Source organism: Micromonospora sp. LOL_023 (assembly GCF_048060115.1).
Taxonomy (GTDB): Bacteria; Actinomycetota; Actinomycetes; order Mycobacteriales; family Micromonosporaceae; genus Micromonospora_E.
The window spans coordinates 1-4,588 of sequence record NZ_JBHMIM010000125.1; the positions used below are offsets into that span (position 1 = coordinate 1).

Below are 4,588 nucleotides of genomic sequence, written 5' to 3' on the forward strand. Positions count from 1 at the left end.
CAGCGTCTGCATTCGGCGGTGGGCTACCGACCTCCCCGGGAAGTCCACGCAGAGTTCGAGAACCTTCAAATTGCGGCGTGAAAGAACCGGCCGAACCACTGTCCGGAAAACGCGAGGCCCCTCAGAGGCCGGTGCCGGCTCGATCACGTCGTCGCAGAGCAGGGACACGAACCAGCGACCCGCTGCGTCCTGCGACACCGTCACCGTCGACGGCACCGCACCGACGGGCAACGGCCGCGACCACACGATGTCCAACGGATCGGACATCTTCGCCAGGGTCAGCCGGCCATCGCGCCACCGGAACGCGCTGCTGGTGTATTCCGCCGACCGGCGCGACCTCTTCCTCGACTTGAACGTCGGGTACCGGGCGCGTTTCGCCCAGAAGTTGGTGAACGCGACCTGCAGGTGCCGCAGCGCCTGCTGCAACGGCACCGACGACACCTCATTGAGGAACGCGAGTTCGTCGGTCTTCTTCCACCCGGTCAGCAACGCCGAGGTGGCGTTGTAGGCGACCCGTTCCCGACGCAGGGTCCACGCCTCGGTGCGGGCGGCCAGGGCCATGTTGTAGACCAGCCGGACACAGCCAAACGTCCGGGCGAGCTCGGCGGCCTGCTCCGGGGTGGGATAAAAGCGGTACCGGAACGCCCGCTTCACGGTCCTGGACACAATCCACAGTCTAGCGATGCGGTCGTGAGCCGTGGGGTGGCGTGTGGATGGACGCCGATCAGCTGCCAGGACCGATTGGCTCTCCCTGCCCCGCTCCGCAAGAGCTCCCTTCCTCCCCGGCCTGCAGGTCGAAGTGTCCGCGAAAGGGACTCTGATGACCGGCCGGCGCGGGGCCGACGCGCTCACCCTGGAGGTGGCAGCGTTGCTGCGCCGGGCGGTCGCCGACACCCGGCCGGACGGGCTGATCGTCGCCGAGCACGGGCACGACTTCACCCGTGACCTGGACGCCGACGGTTGGCACGGCACGATGAACTATGCCGGGTTCACCCGGCCGGTGTGGAGCTGGCTGCGGTCACCGACGTTGGAGTTGCCGGACTTCCTCGGCGTACCGGGTGGGGTGCCGGCCCGGTCCGGGTCGGCGGCGTTGGCGACGATGCGGGCGTTCGGGGCGTTGGTGTCGTGGCGGTCGCTGGTGCATTCGTGGCAGCTGCTCGGCTCGCATGATTCGGCCCGGATCCGGACGGTGGTGGGGGACGCGGCCCGGCAGGAGGTGGCGGCCGGGTTGCAGTTCACGTTGCCGGGGACGCCGATGGTGTTCGCCGGGGACGAGTTGGGGTTGCGGGGGGAGAACGGGGAGGGTTCGCGGACGCCGATGCCGTGGGATCGGCCGGGCTCGTGGGATGGGGCGACGTTCGGGGTGTATCGGGCGTTGGTGGCGTTGCGTCGGGAGGTGCCGGAGCTGCGGCACGGTGGGCTTCGTTGGGTGTACGCCGATGACGACGCCCTGGTCTATCTGCGGGAGTCGCCGTCCGGGTCGGTGTTGGCGTTGGCCCGGCGGGCGTCGGGTGCTCCGGTGCGCCTGACCGGTCTGGTAGCCCCGCCGTCCGCTGCTGCTCCGGCACTCGCCAACCTGTACGGTGGCGCACCCCCGCTGCGCCCGGCCGCCGACGGCACCCTGACCCTGCCGGCCGCCGGCCCCACCTTCCAACTCTGGCGCCTAGCCTGAAACACCCTCCTGCCTTGGCGGCGCTGCGAAGCTCGACGCCTGCCACCTCTACATGCGAGTCAGAGGTGGCAGGCGTACAGCTCAGCAACAAGATGCGCCACGGCTGGCTGCCGTCATGCGGCGACTCATGCCAGGTCCCGACTTGATGGTCTGCGTACACCAGATTGTGGCAGGAGGTGCGGCGAGTTATGCCCGGTAGCCTTGGACGGTGGGGTTTCCACGACGGCCAGGATCTTGTCCACGCCCGCGACCAGGGCGTCGCCATGGTGGTCGCTTCCGTGCCCAAATGACCGGAGAAGCAGTGGATTGCAATGATCGACGTGGTCGCTGGTGGGGACAGCGGGGGAGTCTATGACGAGCGACGCCAGGGACTGGTCTGGTCTGGTTTGGTCCGTTGCCGACCTGCTGCGCGGTGACTACAAGCAGTCCGACTACGGCGCTGTGATCCTTCCAATGACGGTGCTGCGTCGCGTGGACTCGTTGCTGGAGCCCACGAAGGCCGACGTTCTCTCCCGCCTCGACCAACTTGGTGCGGAAGGAGCGACGGATCGTGACGCCACGTTGTGCGCAGTCACAGGGCTGCCGTTCTACCACACCGGCCCGCTGACCTTCGGGGCGTTGGCCACCAACCCGGACACCTATCTCCAGGGTTTCTCGGCTGTAGTGGCCGACTTGCTGGCTGCATTCGACTTCGGCCTGCAGGTGACCCTGCTGCGGGAGTCCGGGTTACTGGTCCGAGTGGTGGAGCGGTTCGCCCAGATCGATCTGGGGCCTCGGACAGTAAGTGACCGCCAGATGGGTGAGATCTTCGAGGAACTCGTTCGGACCGTGGCCGAACTCAGTAGCGAGATTGCTGGAGAGTACAACACTCCGACGGACGTCGAAAGGCTCATGGCTGCCTTGCTGCTGGCTTCGGACCGCGAGACCGGCGGGCTGACCGTTTACGACCCAGTCTGCGGCACCGGCGGAACTCTTCTCGAGGCGACCCGGCAGATCAGGGAACGCAATCCGTTCGCCACCGTCGAGGCGTACGGGCAGGAGCTCAACCGGCAGACGTACGCGATTTGCCGATCCACGATGCTCATGAAGAACATGAATCCCCACCACATCGTGCTCGGAGACACGCTGAGCCAGGACCACTTTTCGGCGGCCCAGTTTGACTATCTCATCGCCGTGCCGCCGATGGGTGTCGAGTGGAAGAGGGTCGAGCAGTTCGTCCAGAACGAGGCCCGGCATGGCCACGCCGGGCGGTTCGGAGCGGGCTTGCCGCGAACTAACGACTCATCCTTGCTGTTCCTGCAACACATGCTCGCGAAGATGAAACCACTGGACGGCGGCGGTAGCCGGATCGCGGTCCTCTTTAACGGATCTCCCCTGCACACCGGCGCTGCCGGATCTGGTGAGTCGGATATTCGGCGCTGGATCCTGGAGAATGACCTGCTCGAAGGAGTCGTCGCGCTGCCCGATCAGCTGTTCCCCAACACCCGCATTTCCACCTATGTCTGGGTGCTCACCAACCGCAAGGAACGGGAGCTGCAAGGACGGGTCATCCTACTCAACGCTCGCGACGAGTGGCAGCGGATGCGAAGGTCATGGGGCGACAAGCGGAAGTACGTTGCTGCTGATCAGGTCGATCTCATCGTTGCTGCCTACCGCGATGCGCTCTCTGTCTCACGCAATCCGCAAGATTCTCGCCACCTCCGGCTCCGGGTACTCGCCAATGAGGAATTCGGCTACCAGCGTGTGGTCGTCGAACGCCCGCTGCGAGTACGGTTCGACCTCACTGAGAGGAACCACTCCAAGCTCACCAAAGGCGCGGAGGGCCTCGCGGCTGTGCTGCGCCCGCTGATCGGGGCGTCCTGGAAGAGCAGGAGTAAAGCTCTTGGCGTCCTGCGCGCGACCGCGAAGGCCGGTGGACAGGACTGGCCCGACACAGCGTCTTTCAGCGCCTTCGTGAGTCGGACGCTCCGGACCCGGGACCCGCAGGGGGAGATCCAGAAGAACCGTGGACTGATTGAACCCGATCCCGCGCTGAGCGAGGTGGTCAACCTTCCGCTACACCGTGACCCGGACGGCTACCTGAACGATGATGGGCATCCGGACGCCTGGATCGAGCGCGGCAAGATCAGGATCGGCTATGAGATCCGGCTCAGCCACTTCTTCGTCCGCACCCTCAACGCGAATTTCGATCACCTTGGGCGCTTCGCGCGCCAACGAACGGCCAAACCGGGTTTCACCGGCGAGGACAGCGGCGGGAGTGGCTGGCCGCACTTGACCGCGCAGAACCTGCACACCGCCGACTCGGCGGTGGCGCTCCCCGAGATCCTGGTCTCCGCGACGTCGGTACCGAAAGCAACGTCCCTGACCCTTTGCGAGGGCGGCGACTTGGTCGGATTGCCGGGCAACTGGCGTCTACTGCCAGCCAATTTCGGCGAGGCGGTTACCGCGATGTTCGTGCTCCAGCCCTCCGACGGCCACGGGCACGTTCTCGCCGAATGGCTGAACTCTCGTCCGGACGACGCGACCACGTTGCGGATGACGTCGAGCCAGCTGTTGGACACTCCGGTCCCGGTCGACATGGTCAGACCGGAAATTGAAGACTTCCTGGAAGTCGTACAGGAGGGCCGGCACAAGATGCGCGCAACGGCCGCCAGCACCCTGCCGAACGTCTTTGCCGGTCCACAGACCGACGTCCAGCGGCTGCGCGACGAGATCCGGTCAGCGGCCAACGAGGCCTGGCTGATCGCTGATCTGATGCGCCCAGTCGAGGACCCTGTCGGTCGGGCCGAGTGGAGCTATCCGTACCACATTGCCTCGCTCGCCCGGCGCTACCGGATCGGTACCCACCCAATGCTGCGTAGCTTAAGTTGATCTTGGGGTGTGGCCTGCGGTTGTGTGGCTGCTGTCGGGTGGTTC

3 protein-coding genes are annotated in these 4,588 nt (G+C 66.0%); 2 read left to right on the forward strand and 1 reads right to left on the reverse strand.

The genetic code is table 11. The annotated features are described in order from the left end of the window. Window positions 1-666, reverse strand: a 666-nt coding sequence (locus ACFHVL_RS30740; protein WP_416632103.1) for an RNA-guided endonuclease InsQ/TnpB family protein, incomplete at its 3' end; no start/stop codon positions are given. A gap of 154 nt (window positions 667-820) precedes the next feature. Between ACFHVL_RS30740 and ACFHVL_RS30745 the strand changes: the two genes are divergently transcribed. Further along, window positions 821-1,672 (forward strand): alpha-amylase family glycosyl hydrolase, encoded by an 852-nt coding sequence (locus tag ACFHVL_RS30745; RefSeq protein WP_416632105.1) that lies wholly within the window; start codon window positions 821-823, stop codon window positions 1,670-1,672. 351 nt (window positions 1,673-2,023) lie between these two features. Then, window positions 2,024-4,543: a type I restriction-modification system subunit M gene (locus tag ACFHVL_RS30750; protein WP_416632107.1), complete on the forward strand. Its 2,520-nt coding sequence runs from the start codon at window positions 2,024-2,026 to the stop codon at window positions 4,541-4,543. Window positions 4,544-4,588: the final 45 nt, after the last annotated feature.

Excerpts from the sequence above, each read along its gene's own strand:
- ACFHVL_RS30745 (WP_416632105.1), top strand. The coding sequence starts at position 821 with ATGACCGGCCGGCGCGGGGCCGACGCGCTCACCCTGGAGGTGGCAGCG.
- ACFHVL_RS30750 (WP_416632107.1), top strand. The coding sequence starts at position 2,024 with ATGACGAGCGACGCCAGGGACTGGTCTGGTCTGGTTTGGTCCGTTGCC.